The sequence below is a fragment of the Candidatus Aeolococcus gillhamiae genome, from assembly GCF_016464765.1.
GTDB lineage: Bacteria > Chloroflexota > Dormibacteria > Aeolococcales > Aeolococcaceae > Aeolococcus > Aeolococcus gillhamiae.
Map to the genome: position 1 here is coordinate 1 of NZ_JAEKNS010000087.1, position 21,107 is coordinate 21,107.

Genomic DNA, 21,107 nt, shown 5'->3' on the forward strand with positions numbered 1-21,107 from the left:
TGTGTCATCCTGTCCTGGGCCATCGTGGGTCTCCTGGTTTGGGTTGAAGCTTTCCAAGAGAACTCCGCGGTGGCCTTCTTTGTCTACCTCGCCGGCAGGCTGGGGCTCACCCGGATTTACACCACACTACGGGACATCACTGGAGTGAGGTTGCGGACGCAGGTCAGTCGACAGGGACGATCGGTGCTCTGCCGTGCAGGTTGGCGCTGCCTGCAGAGCAAACGTTAGCGTCGGTACGGCCGTTCTGCGTACGCGACGAGGAGACGCTGCGGCCGTCGACGGCTGTGCCGGCTCCGCGGCGGCGACTCGGTTCCGCCCCTGTGCCTTGGCCCGATACATGGCGAGATCCGCGGCGCGCACGGCGTCGTCTAGTGTCGGGCCGTTCGCGGGGAACACCGCAACCCCGACCGACGCCGTCACCGGCGGCCCCGGCTCCGGATGTGGCATGGTCGCCACGGCGTGCCGGACGGTCTCCGCCACGCGCAGCGCGCCGTCCATGCCGCTCTCGTGCAGCAGGATCAGGAACTCCTCACCGCCAAAGCGCACCACCTCATCACCGGTCCGGACCGCCGCGCGGAGAGTGCGGGCCACGTTTCTCAAGGTGCGATCCCCTGCGGCGTGCCCGCCCGTGTCGTTCACCCGCTTGAAGTGATCCAGGTCGAGCAGCAGAACGCCGATCTCGGCACCACCGCGTAGGACGCGGGCCGCCTCCTGCGCCGCCATCTCATCCCACCACCTGGTGTTGTGCAGGCCGGTGAGCGAATCGGTGCGGGCACGGTCCTCGAGCTGGTGGTACAGCTGCGCGTTGTGCCAGGCGGCGGCGGTCACGTGCGCAACCAGCGCGCAGTGCTCGAGGTCGCGCGTGCTGAACGCGTTGGCGCCGTTGCGCCAGACATCGAGGACGCCGATGCGGTGATCGCCCGCAACGAGCGGGATCACCAGCAAGGATTCGGTGGCGTCGTCGCGTTCGGTCCCCGGGACCGTGCTGGCCGCGGGATGCGCCACGGTGTTGTCGCAGTTGTACGGGAGCCCACGCATGAACGCCCAGCCGGTGATGCCCTTGCTCATCGGAAAGGGTTGGTCACGCAAGGCCTCGATGTCCTGGCCTGCGACCACCAGGGGTCGCAGCGTGTCCGTCTCCCAGCTGGCGTCGAAAATCGCCAGCGCGCTCATCGGCATGATGCGCGGTAGCAGCTCGGTGATGACGTTGAGGATGCGCATCGGGTCGTGCTCCGCCTGGACGCGTTGGGCGATCTCCCCCAAGGCATGAGCGAAGGTGTCGTCAGCCGGTGCTTCAACCGCGTGTTCGGGAAGGTCGGCGACCCGGGTGGCCACCAGCGCGGCCCGCTCCGGTGCCTCGAGCTTGCGGGGCTCGTGCTGGCGAAACCACGACGGACCCACCACCTGGTCGCCGGGGACCGCGACCGCACCGTCGAGGACGAGAGGAGCGCTGAGGTGCTCGCCGCTGCCGAACTGCACGCCCAAGGCGACCAGCGTCATCGCGGTGGCCTGGTCGTCGACCCCTCGCGCGATGAGGCGGACGTCGAGCCGCGCCGCGAAGGAGATCAGGCCGGCGAGCTCCGCGCGGGCGGTGAGGCTGTCACGCAGGCCCGCGACCAGCTCGGCTCTGAGGAGGAGATAGTCCGGTCGCACGGCGAGGATGCGCTCGTGCCCGACGGTCGGCCAGCCTTCTGCTTCGAGGGCGAGGAGAAAGCCGGCGGCGCGCAGCTCTGCCGCGCGATCGCCGATGGCAGACCCCTCGTCTATCGACCCGTCCCGGGGCAGGGTCCAGGCGACCTCCGACGGCACCACCCCGGGTCGTGTGGCGAGCTGCGCTGGCTGAAAGGCGCCGCTGTCGGCGATTCCCTGGGGACAGGGCACGAAGAGCACAGCAGGGGACGTCTGCTGCGCGCTGTCCAGGGCCCGCTGCGCCAGCGCGATCGGGTCGAGGTCGGACGGCGGGCGCGAGATCACCTCATAGGCGATGGTCGCCCGATCGGAAATGCTGAAGACTGGAAGCAGCGCGCTACCTGGCGTGGTGAGGCGCGAATCCGCTGGCGGATTGTTTTCCGCGCGACTGTGATCCATATCACCAAGCTTCGGCACCGCCCGGGCGGTGACCATGTTCCCCTGACTACGGATGCGTAACGGTGACGACCGCGAACGCCTATGCCAGGTTGCGCGGGAGGGCCGTCCACCGTCGCCGTGTGTCGGCGCTTGTCTCGGTCCAAGCGTTCGGCAGCGGCGTCGTTCTCGTCGTCCTGGCGACCGAACGACGGCTCGGAGGGATGCGTTGGTGCGCCATCTGCGTTTATGTCGGTCCGTTCTTCATGGCCTGCGCGCTGTCGTCGGGCTCGGAGGCGGAGAATGTCGCGGCTGTCTCGCCGCGGGCAGCCGTGGCGATGCGGAGATAGCCCTGGGCTTGGTCGACGAGCAACAGACTGCCGCAGACGGGCGTCACTCCAGTGGCGATGAACCGGCATTGGCAAGCTCAGTCGGAGCGCGCTGATGGCTTTCGCGTCGGCCGAAAATCACCCGGTGCGACCGGGCTAGTGCACCGTCCAGCAAATAGCTTGACGGTGAGTCGTGGGTGTGGAATGATGTCGTCGTGTCATCGGCGGCTGCCCCACTCTACGTCTCCGCCGCCCAGCGCGATGTCTTAGAAACCTGGGCTCGGAGCCAGGCGATTCCGCATCGCCAAGTGCAACGAGCACGGATCGTGCTGCTCGCCGCCGATGGCATCGCCAATGAAGTGATCGCGGCGCAGCTGAACACCTCCAAGCCGTCGGTGCTGAAGTGGCGCGCCCGATTCGCCGAGGCCGGCGTGGATGGGCTCGACGACGCGGCGGGGCGGGGCCGACGCCCGATTTACGGGCGCAAGTTCGTCGAGAAGGTGGTCAGCACCACGCTGCGCAAGCCGCCGCGCGGAGTGACCCACTGGAGCACCCGAAGCCTGGCCGCTCAGCTGGGCGTCAGCCACGGCACCATCAACACGATCTGGCGCGACATGGGGTTGCAGCCTCACCGGACGCGCACCTTCAAGCACAGCAACGACCCCTTGCTCGAAGAGAAGGTCACGACATCGTCGGCCTCTACATGCATCCCCCCGAGAACGCGATCGTGCTGTGTGTCGATGAGAAGACCCAGATCCAGGCACTGGATCGCACTCAGCCACTGCTGCCGATGAAGCCACATCAGGTGGAGCGGCGCAGTCATGACTACGTCCGCCACGGCGTCACCAGCCTCTTTGCCGCTCTCGAGGTGGCCACCGGCGCGGTCACCGGCACCTGTTACGAGCGCCACCGCCACGAAGAGTTCCTCGCCTTCCTCACCCTGCTGGTCCGCGTCTATCCCCGCAAGCAGCTCCACATCGTCCTCGACAACGTCTCCTCCCACCAGACGCCCGAGGTGAAGCGCTGGCTGCGCCTCCATCCGCGCGTTCAGTTGCACTTCACGCCGACGGGATCGAGCTGGATCAATCAGGTGGAGACTTGGTTCTCGATCCTCAGCCGGCGCGCCATCCGGCGTGGTGCTTTCAAGAGCCTCGGCGCCCTGATCGACGCCATTCAGGGCTTCCTCGATGCCTGGAACGAGAGCAGCAAGCCCTTCGTCTGGGTGAAGTCAGCCGAGCAGATCCTCGCCGGGATGCACCGTCAACCTTTCAAAAAGACAGTGCACTAGCCACAGCTCACAGGGGGCTAGCGTTTCGAACTGGCCGCGCGGCGCTCCGGACCGCTCAGACATTTCAAGCAGCGGGACGTCGCGTTTCGGCCGTATGTCTTCAGACGGCGGATGCTTCAGGCGGCGCGCTCCATCCAGCGTGCGATGCTCGCGAGGCCATGCCTACGCACGCAGCCGGCTGACGAACTCCAGGCTAAAGACAGGGTCTGCTTTCTACCGCCGCGCCAGGTGTGCACGAAGGGCAACGGTCCGGTGGCTGGGACGTGGTTGTGTCCGATCCGCCAGGTGAATTGCAGGTGTTGTAGTACGTGATGACCACACCCATGGCGGGAGAAGCGGGCGCCCTGCGCCTCGCGCCGCGCGCCTCGGCTCGCGGGCCCGAACACCACTTTCTGCAGGTAGTGCGTCTAGGAATTTCTAGACACGTACTCTCGGCGAGTCTCAGGCGGTCGGCCGTCGACCGAAGCCGGACCATTCCGTATTCAAATCAGCCGCTGGAGCGGGAGACGAGGCTCGAACTCGCGACCCTTACCTTGGCAAGGTAGCGGCTCAATTCTGTATTCGAGAGAGGGTGAAAATGGCCTCAAGACGACTACTTACCCCCAATTTCCACGGGGCTCCACGCCGGCCCCGTGGCGGTCCAATCTGACCACACCGCGTTCCCAAAGGGAGCAAATAGTGCAACGCGCACGTCCGAACTCACCGCAACCGCGTGGGCTGGGAGGGAGACTCCACGTCTGCGTGTGGCGCCTGTGGGACTCCGGTTGTGATGGGCGGGGATCGCCGTGGCGCTTCGTCCGGAGTGCGAATTGGCCGCTATCTTCCAGCGCACGCCTTGCCGATGGCCGCCGCGCAGGGCGGCGGCCACTCCCCACCGCCGCAAGACCGGGCGCTTGAGCATGGCGAGGTGGGCATGGACGACACCCCCGTCGCGTGGGGTCCTTGTCGCACATCGGGCGAGTCCGCGACCGATGCAATCGTGACCACCTCCGCGTGCTACGTGCATTCGACAGGTGCGCCCGCCGCCGCACAATCTGCCCGTGAATCTCTCTCCCAAACGGTGCCAAGAACTGGGTCTTGGATAACCTCACCCGTGAGATAGAGAGTGTGCGACGTGAAGCTGAGGTTCGTGATGGTGGAGGTCTGTCCACCCTTGCTAGCGGTCACTGCGCAGCTGGGAGTGCCCTGATATCTCGCGACGACTCCGATTGAGCCACCACCGTTTTGGAACTGGCGCTTGAGCCACGTGACGGCCGGGTTGGTGATCGCGACCACCTTGAAGGACAGCGGATAGACGTCACACGCAGGGTCACTGACGCTGCTACCGCCGGCAACTGCTGCTGTGATCGGGTCGCCGGCGCCACTGAACAGGATCAACCCAGGTTCTGCGTGCGCCGCTGACCAAGTCACGATTGCTCCAGCGCGCCAGAATGCCTGCTCCAAGCGCGTTGCATTGTCGGGTGAGGTCACCCCGCCCGTGGTGTTGTTGATGGCAGGAAGACCTGGCAGATTGTCGAAAATGTGCCTGGAGGGGGCGGTGGCGACACCAATACTGGTCCAAAGCGCGCGCAGATCGGACGGCATGTTCGCAAGCGCCGTGTCATTCTCTGGGAAGGCAGCGGTCGGCCCAGTGCCCGACGAGGTGAAAGCGCTCGGCGAAGCTGAAGCGCTCGGGCCATGTTGGCTGCTTCCGTTAGCTACCGGCGTCGAACCGCCACAGGCAGCGAGGCCGGACAGGGCCGCCAGTAGGACAAACCCTGGGTAGGGCCTAGTCAGCATTTGCATAGCACTCTTCCTTTACAGCCGCCTCGGCTTCGTACCGTTGGCGAGCTCTTTCGCTCACTGCCCTGCATCGACCCTCACCTGCTTGCGAGCGTCCAGGTGCCCTCGAGGATGGCGGCCCGGTCCCCACATGGGTCATGGGCGGCGGGATGGAGCGTCAGCGTCTTCCCTCCGCTGCCGATCACGACCGTCCAGTTGAAGATCGGGTCGGTGCCTGTGCAAAACCCTCCGTTGCTGGAGTTGGGGTAAGGCGGCTGCTCGATCTCGGGACGCATCTCGACGGTCGTCGACGATTGATACCCGACGTCAAAAAGCGCTTGGCCTCCCTGCGGGTCGAAGGTCGCCCACCCGACGGGGGCGATCGTCAGCCGCCAGTCACCCGGAGGCGGCGGCGAACCCGATGTCGCCTTGCGCACGTCGTCCGCGGTGACGCGGCGCGCCCACGCGCCGGCCAGGACAGCAGGCGGAGCCGGAGGTGCAGCGACGGTCGCGGTGACTGTGGTCACTGCGCTCTGCCCGCTGGTGCTGATGGCTCGGACCGTGAAGGTGTGCTTACCGGGCATCAGGAACGACGTTACGAGCCAGTTTCCGTCGTTTCCGTAGACGTATGGCGGCTTGTGCTCCACCCAGCCGAGCCGGCCGTCGATCAGGAAATCGACCTCTGAGACCTGGGCCGACGGGACGCTGGGCATGGCCTCCCAGGGGACGCGCGGTGGCAAGCTGGAACGTCCGGCGAGCGTCGAGGTCACCGAAATCGGGGCCGGAGACCCGGTCGCCGAAATGGTCGGAGGAGCCCCTGGCGACGAGCAGGCAGCAAGGAGGGTCGCCAGGACTCCCACAACCCCGACTCCGCCTAGTCGCGTCAGCATCCGTAGCACTGGTCGGGCGAGTTGTGAGCGATGACACTCCGGGTCTGTGTCACCGGACTGGTGGCGAAGACGCCTCCGCCCTGCAACGTGATGCCCTCGCTGCCGCTCAGCATGTTGCGGATAACCCTGCTGTCCGTCAACTTCAGCGGCCCCTCTGGTGGCCCGGTCGGTGCGACGGAATCGAAGATGCCGCCACCTTCAGCGCTGCCAGTTAGCCCCCGGGCGTGACCGGTGTTGCGGCTCACCGTCGTGTTGCGCAACTCCAGGCTCACCGCCACTATCAGGCCGGCGCCTGCGACGAAAACGGAGCCCCGGGGGCTGTACCCGCGAACATCGTTGTCGCTGACGATGCTGTTCGTCATCGATCCGCCGACGATCGCCGCGCCAGCCAAGGCGACCGTCCTTCCGGCCGCAGAGCTGACCATTACGCTGTTGTCCGCGTAGCGCGTGTCGGTGATCGTGCCGCTGATCTCACCCCCGCCCGAATCGCCCTCGGCGTCTCCCGACGAGCCGGGCAGCGTTGCCGAACGGACGGTGTTGTTGGTGATGACAGCATTGGTCACCTTAACATCGAGGTCGGTATGGAGGCCACCAGAAACGGCGAACGAGTTGCCGACCGTATTCGTCATGCTCACAGAGTTCTCGGAGAAGGTGGTCTTGTTGATCGTGGCGGAGGCCCCGCTGCCGATATGCATCCCGCCCGCGATCGCCAGTAGATCGACGCTGTTCGGAAGGGACGCTGCCAGGGTGGCGCTGTTACCCGTCACCCGGCTGTCATTCATGCTCAGTGGACCCCGCTCGACGAAAATCCCGCCCGAGTCGGCAAACCGTCCGTTCGGTGCGGTGGCGCTGGCCCGGTTGTCGCTGACGCGTGAGTCGTCGATGGTCAGTGCATTCAGGTGATTCATGATCCCCGCGCCCTCGGCGTCGCTTGCGAGTGTCGACAAACCGGAGGCCGAACCAACGCGGTTGTTGCTGACCGTCGTGTGAGTGAGTGTCAGCGTTCCCCAGTTGTCAATGCCGCCGCCCGCGGCTAGCGCGAACGGGCACTGGCCGCATGGAAACGGAAGCCCAGACGGAACTGTGTGCGTCGGAGCCGCGCGATTGCCGGTGATCTCGCTGTTGGAGATCGTGACGGTCGCTCCGCCGGTGAAGGCCGCGTTCGGCGGAATCTCGACTCCGCCGCCCATGGCGTACACCCCCTCCTGGCCGACGAACGGGGTTGATTCCGGGCTCGACCGTGCGACGCCGCCGGTGACGGTGACTCCCTTGATGGAGACGGTTGGTTCGCTCGACGTCCCGAAGGTGCCGATCGTAATGACCGATCCGCCGCCCCGGATGATCGTTGCATCCGGGCCCTGTCCCACGAGCTTCAAACTGACGTTGATGACGAAGCCGCCCGCGTAGGTGCCGCGACCGACCTCGATGGTGTCACCGCTGGTGGCGGCAGCAATCGCGGGCCCGATGTGCGTATACGGACAGCCGCTTGGACAGACGTCCAGCGTCTTCGCTGACGCCCTGCCGGCTCCGCTGAGCAGCGAGGCGGCCACCGCAGACCCGAGCAGCACCGTCCTGACGGCGCCTGGCCACATGAACCGGCTCATCGCCGTCCTCCTCTCTTCTGCACGGTGTTGCGTGTGGCGGAAGCCGCCATGGTCATCGCGATGGGAATCCTGGCGGGCTGGGCGCGCCTGGTCGTCGCGGAACGCTCACAACCCGCTCACACGACCGCGGAGGCAGACCCCCGGGGTCGTGGTCCTCTGACTCGCGGGGTGGTACCTTCGCGCACGATGGCTGCGCGAGGGGATCTCTCGTTCTTCCTGCTCGGCGGCATTGAGGCTCGCTTGGAGGGAAAGCTCCTCGCCCTGGGCGGCGCCAGGCAGCGCACAGTCATCGCCGATCTCGCTCTCAACGCCCGGCGTGTTGTTTCCACGCGCCGGCTCGTCGACGATCTGTGGGGCGACCAGGCGCCAACCTCTGCCGGCCACAGTCTCGAGGCCCATATCTCCCGGATTCGCGGCCTTTTGGTACGCAGCGGAGTCGACGGAGCCATCGTGAGCCGTTCCGGCGGCTACATGATGGACGTCGAGCCTGACCAGGTGGACGCACTGCGCTTTGAGCGGCTCGCGGCAGAGGGCGATGCGGCTCTGGTCAAGGGCGATGCGGCAGAGGCCGCGCGTCTCTACCGGGAGGCTCTGGAGATGTGGCGCGGGCCAGCCCTTGCCGACCTGGGCGACAGCCCCCTCGGCTCTTCCGCAGGCCAGCGTCTGGATGCGCGTCGGCTCCTGGTTCTCGAGCGCCAGGTCGACGCCGCGCTCATGTTGGGACGACACCGGGAGATCAGCGGAGAGCTGGAGTCACTCCTGGCCGTGCACCCGTACCACGAGCGATTCCACTGGCAGCTCATGCTCGCGCTGTACCGGTCGCGCCGCCAGGCGGAGGCTCTCGCGGCGTACCGGCGAGCTCGACAGACCCTTGTCGACGACCTCGGCATCGAACCCGGGCCCGAGCTGCAACAGCTGGAGCGAGCCATCCTGCACCAGGAGCTCGACCTGGAGCTGCCGGCGGAGGTGTCTCACGCCGCCGGCAGTGAGACCTTTGTGCCGGGACCGACGATCGCCGCTCCGGCCGAGGCCGATCTCCGCTCACCCTCCCCGTCGGCGCCGACTGCGATCGGGTCCGCACGACGTCATCGTCAGCACCGCCGAGGGCGTCTCGCGGCGGTTGCCTCCGCGTTTGTCCTGGCGCTGATTGCCGCCGCGGCTCCTCTCCTGCTGCGGGGTCACGGCGGGACGGTGACCGTGCGACCCAACGGGCTGGGCATGCTCTCCGCAGATGGCCGTGCAGTCGCCTCGGAACTCGCTCTCGACGCTCCCCCCGGCCAATTGGCAGCGGGGGGTGGATCGTTGTGGGCCACCAGCCCAGAAGCCCATGTCGTCTACCGCATCGATCCAGCGACACAGAGGGTGACGCAGTCGATTTCGGTCGGCGGGGGGGCCGATGGGATTGCAATTGGTTACGGCTCCGCCTGGGTTGCCAATGCTCTTGACGGCACGGTTTCGCGCATTGACCTCGCCACCAACCGCGTCGTCGACACAATCGGTGTGGGGTCCGCGCCCACCGCCGTTGCCGTGGGGGAGGGGTCGGTCTGGGTGGCTGATGCAACAGGCGGAACGCTGGAGCGGATCGATCCGGCCACAGACCGCCTGATCGCGTCCGTCAGTCTCAGTTCTCCGCCGTTCGACATCGCCGTGTTCGCGGGGGCGGTGTGGGTGACGAGCCAATCGGCCAATCAGGTGTTGCGGGTGAATCCGGTCACCGGCAACATTACCCAGGACATCGCCGTCGGCGGCGGCCCGACGGCTGTGGTGGCGGGGAATGGATCGGTGTGGGTCGCCAACAGCCGGGACAGCACCGTATCTGCGATCGATCCGCGCCGCGGGTCGGTGGCGGCAACCATTCCGGTCGACAACGGCCCATCGAGCCTGGCGGCGGGTGCTGGAGGGGTCTGGGTCGCGAACGCTCTGTCAGGGACTCTCTCCCTAATCGATCCTGGTCAGAAACGCGTCGTCTCATCCATCGGCGTGGGCAATCGGCCGGTCGCGATCGCAGGAGATGGTGCAGACGTCTGGTTTGCCGTGAGGGCGGCCCAGACCGGCCAGCATCGCGGCGGTACGCTTCACGCCGAGTCTTCGTTTCCGCTCGCCTCGATCGACCCCGCAAACCTCTGGCCGGAGGCGCCAAGCCAGCTGTGGGCCTACACCTATGACACGCTGGTCACGTACCAGCGGTCGGGAGGACGTTCAGGACTGCAGTTGGTGCCGGACCTGGCGGTATTTCTCCCCAGCCCAAGCGACGGCGGCACGACATACACATTTGTCTTACGCCCCGGTGTGCGGTACTCGACTGGCCAGCTCGTTCGTCCTGAGGATTTCCGCCACGGCTTCGAACGCACGCTGGAGCTGAACGGTGCCGGGGCAGGTTCCTTCCTTGAGGGCATCACAGGGGCAAGTGCTTGTGCAACCCGCCCTGCGCATTGCGACCTGTCGAAGGGGATCACGGTCGACGAACGCACAGACACGGTCACCTTCCACCTCACGTCAACCGACACAAACTTTTTGTACAAGCTCACGTTCGTGTTCACCGCCCCGGTGCCTGTCAACATCCCGGCCCGCGACGTCGGCTCGAGCCCCGTGCCTTCGACAGGCCCGTACGAGATTCGGCGGTTCATCCCGGGGCACGAATTGGACCTAGTGCGGAATCCGCGCTTCCACGAGTGGTCCGCTGCGGCACAGCCGGACGGATTCCCAGATCAGATCAACTGGACGTTCGGTATGTCACCTGGCCAGGAGGCGGCGGCCGTGGAGCATGGCGCCGCCGACTGGACGTCGGATATCGGGCCGGGCACCCTGTCGGAAGCTGCCACGGCGTTTGCGGGTCAGCTCCACATCAATGCAGGGCTAGGCACGTACTACCTCTTTCTGAACACGAGGGTTGCGCCCTTCGACGATGTCCGGGTTCGTCGGGCCCTGAACCTGGCCGTCGACCGATCGAGGCTCGTACAGATCTTCGGCGGTCCGCTGGTCGCTCAGCCAGCATGTCAGCTCCTCCCGCCGAGCATGCCCGGCTACCAGCCGTATTGCCCGTACACAGCCGACCCGAGCCCGACGGGAGCGTGGGTCGGTCCCGACCTTGCGGCCGCGCGCGCGCTGGTAGCGGCTTCAGGTACCGGCGGAGAGCGCGTCACAGTTTGGGCTCACCAGGGCGATCCACCGTCGACTCCAACCGCGGAATATGTCGCGTCCGTGCTGCAGCAGCTCGGCTATCCAGCCACAGTGCACTTCCTGAAGGAGTCGGAGTGGGTGAGCACCGTAAGCGATTCGCGTCGGCAGGTGCAGTTGGGAACCAACAATTGGATCGCAGACTACCCGGCCCCTTCCAACTTCTACACCCTCTGGCTGGGGTGTTCGAACTTCGTCCCGGCCGATCCGTTGCATACGTCGAACGCCTCCGAGTTCTGTGACCCCGGCGTCGACCAACAGGTGAGCAAGGCCAGCGCGCTCCAGACCACCGATCCCCTTCACGCCAACGCGTTGTGGGCGGACATTGGACGCGAGATCACCGACCTCGCTCCGGTGCTACCCGTCGTCAACTTCTCATCGGCCGACCTGCTCTCGCGGCGCTGCGGGAATTACCAATTCAGCCCCGCTGTGGGCATCTTGCTCGATCAGCTCTGGGTCAGATGAGCGCTCGGAGCGTGAGGGAGCGTACCGCGCGGTACGAACCGATCACCACCATTCCGAATCCTCGACCCGCGGAGCAAAGTGACCACGCAGAACGACCCATTGACCGCGGACGCGAGAGCGGGAGACGAGGCTCGAACTCGCGACCCTTACCTTGGCAAGGTAGGCTTCTAATTCTGTATTCGGGAGGGCTCGAAAATGGCCACTAGACGAGTACTTACCCCCAACTCCCACGGGGCTCCACGCCGGCCCGTCGGCGGCCCAATCTATCGGGTCGCGATCCCACGGGGAGCAACTCGGCGCAATCGAGCCCGGATTTGCCGTCAGCTGTCGCTTCCCCAAGTACGCTGCGCCGGGAGACTACAGTTGCGCGCCGGCGGTGTTGGCCCTCTCCACCGCGCGGCGGGTCATCTCCTCCTCGGAGATGTCCTCCACGTGGGTGGCGAGGAACCACTCATTGCCCCAGCGGTCGGCGAAGCTGGCAACACGGTCGCCGTAGAACTCAACGGTGGGCTCGCGGAGCGAGGTGGCCCCCTTCTCGAGGGCGCGGCGGTACAGGGCTTCGGAGTCTTCGACGTAGAGGTGCAGGAGGCCGTTCTTGACCTTTCCGCCCACCGGCACGTCCGCGATCATGAGGTGCGAGTCGCCGATGAGCAGCTCGGCATGGCCGATGCGACCGTCCGGCATGTCCATGCGCAGTGTCTCGGTCGCGCCGAGCACCTCGGACAGGAACGCGATCGCGTTGGCGGCGCCCTCGACCACCAGGTACGGCGTGATGGTGTGATACCCGTCGGGTTTGAACTGGACGCTCACGGCCAACCTCCTTCCCACCTTCGGGCGCCTCCCTGAGCGCCCCTGTGGGGGTGATCAGTATGCGGACTCGACCATGTGGACGCGACCCAGGGAGAAAGGGCGACCGATCACCGCGAGGACGCCGACTCTGGGCTCACCACCGCGCAACATACTCGCGCTGTGCGTGAACCATCCGAAGGCCGCGAATGGATACCTGCGACGTCCCGGCAACAACGTCAGGCGGGACGGTGACGCGGGTCGTCAAGCACTACGGCCGCAACATCGACAGCTGGATCAGGGAACGGCAGGTGCTGTGGTTCCTCGGCGATCGTCTGCTGTCGGTGCCGCTGCCGGTGAACGCCGCACTCCCTGCGAGTTGCGAATGCCGTTCATTCCGAGCGTGGGCGGGCAGACCGTCGCCGCGAGAGGTGGAGCTGGAGCACGATTGGCCGACACGTGCGCCTTCCTTCGGCGCCTGCACGCCATCGACTCCAGCGCGCTGCAGGGTCTTCTTCCGGGCGGACGGGAGCGTCATTGTTCACGGTGACTGTCGCCCAGAGGACCGTTAGCACACTTGGCCCAGGTACTGGACTAAGCATCTTCGAGAGCGCACCTTCGCGGGGCGGCTTCGCATCCATCAGCGCGCGGAGCCCTCTCGGCGATGACCCGTTGACAGCTCAGCCAGCACCCGCGGATCAAGGTCCTTGCCGCTGATCGTAGCCACGCGGCACGGTGTCAACGCACGCACAGTGGCGGTTCGGTTGCCGCCCTCGATCACCGCCCGCTCACCGAGGACGGCGCCGGGTCCCAACTGCCCAAGAACCGCGCCCTTCACCTCCACTGTCAGAACGCCGTCAAGCAGAAGGAACACGTCGCTGCCCGAATCCCCCTCAGAGACAAGTGTCTGGTCCTTGCGCAAGGTGCCCATGCTGGGTTTGCTGCCGCCGCGCATGATGCGAGCCGAGAGCTCACGTTCCAAGGCGCTCTCAACCTCAGTGACCATTGCCGGGGAGTCCTCGTCGCCCCACGGTGTGTGCCTCCCGAAGGCCCGCTGCGACCAGCTCTTGGAGTCGACCAAACCTGACTTGAGAACCAGCCGGCCCTCCTCGTCGTAGATCCAGTGCCGAGGAAACGAGCTGGCGCCGACGACGTCGTGGGATGAACTGCCATCGGTACGAACTGTCAAACCGAGCGTCGTCCAGGCCAGGGGCGCCGAGATCTGGACGAAGGGCGGGTACTTGACGCGGCGCGGCGCAGGGACGCCGGTGCGCCCTCCGGCCGTCTGCACGAATCGCACGCAGCCATCCGTGACGACGGGCACCTGTTGCCGATCCGGCAGCGCGACGGCGGCAAACGTCGCGGTCTTGCCAGCCAATCGCAGCGTGGTCGAGCCAATTCGGCCGCCACCACTGTAGCCGTACGCGACGATGCGCCCCTGCTCCACCTCGATCCACGCACGGAGTTCGTTGGCAAAGCGAAATCGATCCCCCGCGGCAAGCGCGTCGAGGTCCTCGATGCGATCCGGAAGCGGCGGGTCGTAGTGAGCCACCATCTCAAAGGGAAGCCTGCTCATCCCCTGGACGGCCTCCGAGGGGATCCACGAGATCGACGTGACTGACGATTCGATGCGCATGCTCAAAACAATGCCCGCGGCCGCTAGGGCTGTCGATGGTGCTCACGCGACCGCTGAAGGGGAGGCTCACCACCGCGCTTAGTGTTGCCTGCCTCCTTGCCGACTTCTGGTGGTGGTTGTGTGGGGCGCATCGGTGACCCTCTCCTTGCGGTCGTCGCCTGCTTCGGTGTCAGGCGACTGACGTTGGCATCGGCGCCGGTGCGCGCCGAGGGTGCGCGCCCGGTTCTCCGGGATACTGATGACCCGCGCGCGAGTGCCAACACCACTGCCGACAGCACGATTCGGCTATCAGGTGACCGCGAGCACCCTCGCCGAGGTACTGACGAGTGAACCTGCGATCGTGGTCCCTTCCCCGATCGACGAAGTGATGTTCAGCGCACCACCGAGGGCGTCGAGACGATCCGCCATGTTGGTCAGCCCTGCCCCTCTGGTCACCGTGGCCACGTCAAAGCCGTCACCGTCGTCGTTCACCTCGAAGTGGATCGCGCCGTCGGCCTCACGGACGCGAATCACCACAGCGGATGCGTGTGCGTACTTTTGGATATTCTGCAACGCCTCGAGCACGCAGAAGTACACAGCCGCCTCGATCTCCTGTGAGTACCGGCCGAGCCCATCTGCGTCAACTCTGACCGCAACCGTCGCCTTGCGCGCCTGGGACTCCAGCGCCACCTGCAGCCCCTTGTCGGCGAGCAGCGGCGGGTAGATGCCGCGAGCCAGATCGCGCAGCGTCTCCAGCGCCTCGTCGGCGTCCGACTTCAGCTGGCTGAGAGTCTGTTGCGCCTTCTCCGGATCCCGGCCCATGAGCATCACGGCCAGGCCGAGCTTCACTTTGAGCGCCACGAGGTGCTGTTGAGCGCCGTCGTGGAGGTTGCGTTCCAGACGCCGACGCTCCTCGTCCTGGGCGGTGACCAGGCGCTGGCGAGAGGCTCGCAGCTCGGTCAACCGCGCCTGGAGATCGCTGGTCAGGCCGACATTCTTGAGCACCAGCCCCGCCTGGCCGGCCAGGTCGTTGAGGAGATGCTCCTCGACAGGCGTCAGCGACTCGCCGCTGCGCTTGGTCACCCCGAGCGCGCCGAGCAGGTCCCCCTGATGGCGCACCGCGACGAGGCGGTTGGCTCCGTTGACCGGCGGCAGCGTTTCTGCAGTCATTTGGACTGGCTCCGCAGCGCCTGCGTCAACCGGCCAGACGGCAGCCTGCCGCCACACCGTTCCGCTGCGCAGCCAGACGTCAGCGCGCTGGGCGCCGGTTCCTTCCGCGAGCACCCGCGCCATCCGTGGCATCACATCGTCGGTCGCATAGGATTCGGCGACCCGTTCGGAAAACTGCGACAGCACCTCGTAGGGGGTGGCGCGCCGGCCGTACACGAGGCGGTTGACAACCTTTTGCACGCGCTCGCGGACGGGCTGGAATCCCACGGCCACCACGGCAGTGGCCAGGATCGACAGCCCCAGATTGGGCTTCCCGGCGCTGCCGATCAACGTTCCAACTCCCACGGCGATGCCCACGTACACCGCGGTGATGAAGACGGCCAGCGCGCCGTACACCAGGGTGCGACTGAGGACCACGTCGATGGCGTAGAGGCGGTACTTCAAGATGGCAATGCCGATGGCGAGCGGCAGTCCCATGGCTACCACTGGGATGACAGCGTTGGGAATCTCGACACCGAGCAGGGGGGCGATCGCGGACCCCCCCATAAAGGCAACGAAATCCACCAGGGTGGCCGCCAGCAACCACTTGATCTGATGACGCTCGTCCTGGTCAGACTCGCGGTAGCGCCAGATCATCGAACCCCAGGCGAGGACGAAGGCCGCCCCAAAGCTGGCTTGCCCAATGACTGTCGGAAGGAGGGCATTCGAGTAGCCGGCCAGGCCCTGCAGCGACAGTGGTGAGCGAAGGTGGAGGTGGAAATGATCCAGCACGCCCGGGTCAAGGAGACCCGGCAGGACCACTGCCACGTGCACTGCGAGCAGTACCCAGACGATTCGCAGCCATGGCCGGATGAGCCGCCCATCGGGGAAGATCGCCGCCAGGACACACAGGATCGAGCTGAAAACGGCGATCGGCATAATCTCGTCGACCGACAGCCACACCTCGGGTGCTGGTACCGACCCCGGAGCGATGGCCAGGCCCACTCCGGCGTAGTCCAAGGGGAGATTGGCCAGCAGGAGGGCAATCGGTCCGACCAGGCACAGCAGCCAGCCGATGCGGTTCCGCGGTTGCTTCCAGATGATCACCCCCCCGGCCACCGTGAAGACGAGGGTCGGGAGGTTGCTCGCGACGAGGTCGGACTCGCGCAGCGGGTCGGGCACGAGGCGGGAGGCGACAGCGACGTTCCACAAGACGTGACCGACAATCAGGACGACCACCAGTGCGGCTAGGGCGACCCCGAGCCGCAGCGCCGGCCGCGAGCGCTGTGCGTCGACCACTTGACGGTCGGAACGGTCCGGGCTGCGGATGCTCATTCCGGGACCGGGAGCCGTGGTTCGCGTGCCTTCATTGCAGCTCCCGCAGCCTCACTTCACCCGCCCTCGGGCGCGACGACACCGCCACCGAGGCGAAGTGCCCGCGGCCCCAACCTCCTCGAATTCACAAGCGCACGATATGGCCACCCCCGCCCGCTGTCGATGGTGCGGCCACACCCCGGGCGGTGAGGTCCGCACCCCAGCGGAGGTGGCCGAGGCTCGAGCGCCGCCCGACCCTCCTTTCCGGTGGCGCAGGTCCTTGCGGCAGGATCCGACTGATGCCAGACGCAGATATCAGCCCCGCGGCGGAAAGCGTGGCAAGGTAGCGTTCCAATTCGTATTCGAGAGGGGCTGAGAACGGCCACTAGACGACTACTCACCCCCATTTCCCATGGCGTTCCACGCTGACCCCCCCGGGGTTCCACGCCGGTCCGGCGGTGTTCCCACCGGAAGCAAGTCAGCACAAGTTGGCCACAGCTTCTGTCGGAAGTGGGATGAGCGCGCGCCTTCGTCAAGCGGCCCAGGCTGAGATCGCCAAAGCCTTCAAGAGACAGCGCCCTCGCCTGAGCCAGCGTCGCTCGTTACGCTGCTCCGCGACGCGCCAGGCGTTGGCGTGCCGATCTCGTGATCGGTTGACGTCTTCGCCGTCGGCGACTGGGGGGTCGCGGGGGCGCTGAGCGCACCGCTGACCGTGGTGCCGTGGCCGATCATGGAGGCAACGTGGACCGTACCGCCAAGAGCATCGAGCCGGTCAGCCATGTTCGTCAGGCCTGCTCCGCGCTTCATGGTCTCGACATCGAAGCCGTGGCCATCGTCGGTGACCGCGAAGGTGAGGCCGCCGTCGACCTCATCCAGATGCACCGTGACCTTCGACGCCTGAGCGTACTTCTGCACATTCTGTAAGGCCTCAAGCACGCAGAAATACAGCGCCGCCTCGACCTCTTGCGCATATCGTCTGATGCCCTCCCCGTAGATCACCACCGGCACCGATGCCTTGCGCGCCTGCGCCTCCAGAGCGACCTGTAACCCCCTGTCGGCAAGCAGCGGCGGATAGATGCCGCGCGCCAGATCCCGAAGTGTTTCGAGCGCCTCGTCGGCATCGTGCTTGAGCTGGTCGAGGGTCAGCTTTGCCTTGTCCGGATCGCGCTGCATGAGCATCTCCACGAGACCGAGCTTCACCTTGAGGGCGACGAGATGTTGTTGGGCACCGTCATGGAGGTTGCGCTCCAGCCGCCGGCGTTCGTCGTCCTGCGCCACCACGAGTCGCTGGCGCGATGCACGAAGTTCCACGATGCGAGCGTCGAGATCCGCTCTCAGGCCGACGTTCTTCATAACGAGCCCGACCTGACCGGCGAGGTGCGTGAGGAGGTTCTCCTCCACCGGGGTCAGAAGCTCCCCGGTACGCTTGGTGACGCTCAACGCACCGAGGAGCGTGCCCTGATGCCGGACCGGCACCAGCTGACTCGCGCCGTTGAGCGGGGGCAACCCACCATCGCCCACCGCCGTCGGCGTGGCGGCGCTAGCCGCGGTCGGCCACGTCGCCACGTTCTCCCACACCGCTCCGCTGATCAACCACACGTCCGCGCGCTGCGAGCCGGTGCCGTCCGCCAGGACCCGCGCCATGCGCGGCATGACATCGTCCGTTGCGTAGGATCCGGCGACGCGTTCCGAGAACTGCGAGAGAACCTCATACGGGGTCGCCCGTCTTCCGTAGACAAGGCGATTGGCGAAGCGTTGCAGCCTCTCACGGACCGGTTGAAAGCCAACTGCCACGATCGCGGTCGCGAGGATGGAGAGGGCGAGGTTCGGCTTGCCGCTGCCCCCGATGAGCGCGCCGATCCCCACCGCGATGCCGACGTACACGGCGGTGATGAAGAGTGCGAGCGTGCCGTAGACGAGCGCCCGGTTGATCACCAGGTCGATGTCGTACAGCCGGTACCGGAGAACGGCGACGGCGACCGTCAACGGGACGGCCGTCAGCCCGAGACAGATGAGGCCGGCGATCAGCCAGCCCGGAGTTGCGATCCCCAGGGCGCCGACGATCGTGTACACGGCGAGCATCGCCGCGAGAAGTACGAACGCCGTGGCAAACCATTTGATCTGCTCCCGTTCGTCGTACGTTCCATGCCGGAAGCGGACAACGAGCGAGCACGCGCCGCCGACCACCCCAGCGAGGAGGGCGAAAACATACAGGGCATTGAAAACGCCCGCGAAAGGGACGAGAGCCGCGACGCCGGCGGGGCTGGGCGGGGTCGCCGCACCGGTGACGCCGCTGGGAAGCAGTACGTACCCGCCGAGGCCGACCGCGGTGGCCCCGCACACAACCCACACCAGCGGGCGCCATCTCCGCGAAGGGAGCTTGCCGTTGGGGAACAGAACAGGCAGCAGCGCCAGAGCGCCGACGACGCCGGGAACCCACGCCCAGTTGCTGACCCAGTTCAGCCAGTCCGCGCCCGGTACCCAGCGGCCCACTGAGGTCTGGGCATAGCCCGCCGCATCACCGGCGATGTTCTGGACGGAGAGAAGGAGACCGATGGCGAGGAGCACCCAGCCAACCCTGTTGCCGGACGCGCGCACGAGGATGACCATGCCGACGCTCGCATAGACGGGCGCGAGGATGAGGAAGACGACCGTGTAGACGTCGACCACCGCGGCTGAACCTCCGGCCGCGAGGGTGAGGGCGACCACGACCGCCGCCGCCAGGGTCAGAAGGATCGAGGCTACCCACCACAGTTCAGGTGCCCGTGACCGCCGGTTCATCCGCGTCACTATCGCCGCCGCCCGTGGCCCGCGTCGAGGGTGCTGACCCGGCCGGCGTTGGATGCTGCCCCCCCTGACGCCAGGGGTGTCCGCTCGCTGCTGCACGGACACCATGCAATGACCTCCGAGGCCGCAGGATCGCCGTCGACCCGAGGCTGGCGGCTGGCAAACCGCGGTTCGTCCCAACCGGATCGGGTCGTTAGCGTCCGATTGACACCCGATTAGCGGGTTATGTAGTACGTGGGGTTGACCCGCTTTGACGGACACTTTTCTTGGCGCGCACTGCCCGACTCGGGAAGGCCTGCTCCGGTAAGACCACTTTGCCGAGAGTAGTGACTTACGAATTCCTGAGTCACTACCTTCGGGGCCCGCGGCGCCGGAGCGGCGGCTTCTTGATGGCAACGGTGCGGTCCCCGTCGACGGGCCCGACTGAACCGCCCCGGGTTTCGTAGAGACTCTGGTTATTGAGTCCCAGCCACCGCGACTAGGGTTGACTGATGGTAGTAGGTGGCCTCGAACTCTGCAGGCGGGACCATCCCAATCTCCCCGTGTAGACGCCGCTGATTGAACCAGTCGACGTAGGCGAGCGTCTCGTACTCCACGTCGTTCATCCCGGTCCACGAACGGCGGTGAATGAGCTCTGCCTTGTACAAGCCGTTGAAGGATTCGGCAAGCGCGTTGTCGTACGAGTCGCCACGCGAGCCCACTGAGGTCACCGCGCCGGCGTCCGCGAGGCGTTCGCTGTACCGAATAGCGAGATATTGCGAGCCGCGATCCGAGTGATGAATGAGGCCGTCGAGGCGCTCACCACGACGTGCCCAGAGCGCCATCTCGAGCGCATCGAGGGCGAGGTCGGTGCGCAGCGAACGCGATGCCTGCCAGCCAACCACGGAGCGTGAGAAGACGTCGATGACGAAGGCCACGTAGACCCAGCCTGAGTGCGTCTTCACATACGTCAGATCGGCCACCCACAAGCGGTTGGGCGCCGCAGCCCGGAACTGCCGATCGACCAGATCAGCGGGTCGTGCCGCGGTCTCGTCGCCGAAGGTGGTGCGCACCGTCTTGCCCCGCACCACACCGCGAAGGCCCAGTTGCTGCATCAGGCGTTCCACGGTGCAACGGGCCACACCAATGCCCTCCCGGTTCAGCTGTCGCCAGACCTTGTCGGCGCCGTACACCTGGCGATGCTCGTTCCAGACCCGCGTGATCTCGGGCATGAGCTGCTCGTCGCGGAGCCGGCGTGCCGACGGAGCGCGACCGCTGGCTGCGTAGTACGTGGCTGGGGCGAACTGCAGCACCCTGCAGATCGGCTCGATCCCAAAGCGCTGGCGCTGCGCATCGATGTATGTGGTCATCTCGGCTGTCGACCGTCGAGCTCGGTCGCGAAGAAAATCGAGGTGAGTTCAACCGGTCGACGCAATACTCGCGTCGAGTCTAGCCGCTGGCGTCGCGAACCCAAGCGTCTTCCGTGGCCGTGTGTTCAGCTTGCGCGCGATTGCGTCGAGATCCCACTGTGTGCGATCGCTGGTCGTCGAGGTGCAGGGCACCCTGGACGGAGGCACAGCCCTCCACGCCGCTCAGAAGCGAACCGCGGAGGTGGAGCGGGCTGTTTTTGCGGCGGTGCCGCAGGCCCGCCGGGTGACCTGGATACCCCGCTGCCCCGACGGAGCGGGCCTCGCGGAATGACCTCGATACCCTCGGATCCGGTGACCGTCGGCACCCAAGTGCGCGCAGATTCAGCCGAGCACGGCGCGCACGAGCAGCACGGCCATCACCACGACGAGCACGAGCATGCGCATGGTCGCTGGGGATGGGTCTCGTCGCTGTTCCGCACGCACAGCCACGACGCTGCCGATTCCGTGGACTCCGCGCTCGAGTCCAGCG

Annotated in this window: 10 protein-coding genes, 1 tRNA gene, 2 pseudogenes and 1 other annotated feature; of the genes and pseudogenes, 3 read left to right on the forward strand and 10 right to left on the reverse strand. The window is 66.3% G+C overall.

What is annotated here, in order from left to right:
- Positions 1-126: 126 nt before the first annotated feature.
- A complete protein-coding gene (locus tag JF886_RS08550) occupies positions 127-1,974 on the reverse strand; it encodes a diguanylate cyclase (protein ID WP_337311502.1) in 1,848 nt (615 codons plus the stop codon).
- Between the two features lie 634 nt (positions 1,975-2,608).
- Between JF886_RS08550 and JF886_RS08555 the strand changes: the two are divergent.
- A pseudogene (locus JF886_RS08555) lies at positions 2,609-3,681 on the forward strand (IS630 family transposase).
- A 996-nt stretch (positions 3,682-4,677) separates the two neighbouring features.
- On the opposite strand, the gene JF886_RS08560 reads toward JF886_RS08555, so the two are convergent.
- From JF886_RS08560 to JF886_RS08570, 3 genes are all read right to left on the reverse strand, one after another.
- Positions 4,678-5,265, reverse strand: coding sequence for a hypothetical protein (locus JF886_RS08560; protein WP_337311504.1), 588 nt, complete (start codon positions 5,263-5,265; stop codon positions 4,678-4,680).
- A 275-nt stretch (positions 5,266-5,540) separates the two neighbouring features.
- Positions 5,541-6,155 (reverse strand): hypothetical protein, encoded by a 615-nt coding sequence (locus JF886_RS08565; RefSeq protein WP_337311506.1) that lies wholly within the window; start codon positions 6,153-6,155, stop codon positions 5,541-5,543.
- Between the two features lie 170 nt (positions 6,156-6,325).
- Complete coding sequence (locus tag JF886_RS08570) at positions 6,326-7,936, reverse strand: right-handed parallel beta-helix repeat-containing protein (protein ID WP_337311508.1); 1,611 nt, start codon at positions 7,934-7,936, stop codon at positions 6,326-6,328.
- A 186-nt stretch (positions 7,937-8,122) separates the two neighbouring features.
- Here JF886_RS08570 and JF886_RS08575 point away from each other — a divergent pair, with 186 nt between their 5' ends.
- Entirely contained in the window at positions 8,123-11,578 is a 3,456-nt protein-coding gene (locus JF886_RS08575) for an ABC transporter substrate-binding protein (protein WP_337311510.1), read from the forward strand.
- Positions 11,579-11,694: 116 nt separating this feature from the next.
- Here JF886_RS08575 and JF886_RS08580 read toward each other — a convergent pair.
- From JF886_RS08580 to JF886_RS08605, 6 genes and pseudogenes are all read right to left on the reverse strand, one after another.
- Positions 11,695-11,809 (reverse strand) — tRNA-OTHER (locus tag JF886_RS08580).
- A gap of 126 nt (positions 11,810-11,935) precedes the next feature.
- Positions 11,936-12,388, reverse strand: a complete 453-nt coding sequence (locus tag JF886_RS08585) for a VOC family protein (RefSeq protein ID WP_337311512.1) — start codon at positions 12,386-12,388, stop codon at positions 11,936-11,938.
- A gap of 616 nt (positions 12,389-13,004) precedes the next feature.
- Entirely contained in the window at positions 13,005-14,000 is a 996-nt protein-coding gene (locus JF886_RS08590) for a cyclic nucleotide-binding domain-containing protein (protein WP_337311514.1), read from the reverse strand.
- A gap of 288 nt (positions 14,001-14,288) precedes the next feature.
- The gene (locus JF886_RS08595; protein WP_337311516.1) at positions 14,289-16,463 is read right to left on the reverse strand and encodes a sensor histidine kinase; all 2,175 of its coding nucleotides are present in this window, start codon (positions 16,461-16,463) and stop codon (positions 14,289-14,291) included.
- Positions 16,464-17,006: 543 nt separating this feature from the next.
- Positions 17,007-19,223, reverse strand: coding sequence for a histidine kinase (locus tag JF886_RS08600; RefSeq protein ID WP_337311518.1), 2,217 nt, complete (start codon positions 19,221-19,223; stop codon positions 17,007-17,009).
- Positions 19,224-19,684: 461 nt separating this feature from the next.
- Positions 19,685-20,599, reverse strand: a pseudogene (locus JF886_RS08605) (IS3 family transposase); the annotation flags it as partial.
- Positions 20,504-20,620: a sequence feature (AL1L pseudoknot), on the reverse strand. It overlaps the preceding pseudogene by 96 nt.
- A 118-nt stretch (positions 20,621-20,738) precedes the next feature.
- Between JF886_RS08605 and JF886_RS08610 the strand changes: the two are divergent.
- Positions 20,739-20,909 (forward strand): hypothetical protein, encoded by a 171-nt coding sequence (locus tag JF886_RS08610; RefSeq protein WP_337311521.1) that lies wholly within the window; start codon positions 20,739-20,741, stop codon positions 20,907-20,909.
- The last annotated feature ends 198 nt before the right edge of the window (positions 20,910-21,107 follow it).

Coding starts and splice junctions, on each gene's coding strand:
- JF886_RS08560 (WP_337311504.1), bottom strand. CDS start 5,265: ATGCCGTCCGATCTGCGCGCGCTTTGGACCAGTATTGGTGTCGCCACC.
- JF886_RS08565 (WP_337311506.1), bottom strand. CDS start 6,155: ATGCCCAGCGTCCCGTCGGCCCAGGTCTCAGAGGTCGATTTCCTGATC.
- JF886_RS08570 (WP_337311508.1), bottom strand. CDS start 7,936: ATGAGCCGGTTCATGTGGCCAGGCGCCGTCAGGACGGTGCTGCTCGGG.
- JF886_RS08575 (WP_337311510.1), top strand. CDS start 8,123: ATGGCTGCGCGAGGGGATCTCTCGTTCTTCCTGCTCGGCGGCATTGAG.
- JF886_RS08590 (WP_337311514.1), bottom strand. CDS start 14,000: ATGCGCATCGAATCGTCAGTCACGTCGATCTCGTGGATCCCCTCGGAG.
- JF886_RS08595 (WP_337311516.1), bottom strand. CDS start 16,463: ATGAGCATCCGCAGCCCGGACCGTTCCGACCGTCAAGTGGTCGACGCA.
- JF886_RS08600 (WP_337311518.1), bottom strand. CDS start 19,223: ATGAACCGGCGGTCACGGGCACCTGAACTGTGGTGGGTAGCCTCGATC.